The following is a 625-nucleotide window of genomic DNA, read 5'->3' on the forward strand; positions in this document are numbered from 1 at the left end:
CCGAATCGACGAGCGCGAGCGTGGGCGCATCGGTCGGCACGGGAGGGTTCGGCGTATTGGCGGCGATGTCGAAGGCACATGGCGACGGGAACAGCGATCTGGCAACGCAGAACAACAGCCATGTGAACGTGGCGAATGCCGTGACGATCATCTCGGGCGGTGATACGAACCTCATCGGGGCGAACGTCAGCGGCAATCTGGTGAATGCCGACGTGGGTGGCAACCTGAACATCGCAAGCGTGCAGGACACGCTGACGAGCGCCGCGCATCAGTCGAGTACGGGCGGTGGCTTCAGCATTAGCCAAGGCCGTGCCAGCGCGAACTTCAGCCAGAGCAAGGGTAATGCGTCGGGCAGTTATGCGGGTGTCAATGAGCAAGCCGGGATTCAGGCGGGGGACGGCGGGTTCAATATCAACGTCAAGGGCAATACCGATCTGAAAGGAACGGTGATTGCCAGCGACGCGGATGCATCGAGGAATTCGTTGACGACGGGTTCGCTCTCGTTCTCTGACATTCAGAATCAGTCGAACTACGATGCGAAGTCGGGCGGCTTCAGCGCCGGCGTGACGACGGGCGACGGCGGGATGAACTACAGCACGCACGGCAATACGTCGGGCAAGAACGC

Annotated in this window: 1 protein-coding gene; it reads left to right on the plus strand. The window is 61.1% G+C overall.

All coding sequences use genetic code 11. The features are described from left to right. Nucleotides 1-625: hemagglutinin repeat-containing protein (locus ACV229_RS40635; RefSeq protein WP_448088663.1), on the plus strand; the 625-nt coding region annotated here is incomplete at both ends.

This window comes from Burkholderia sp. MR1-5-21 (assembly GCF_053427715.1).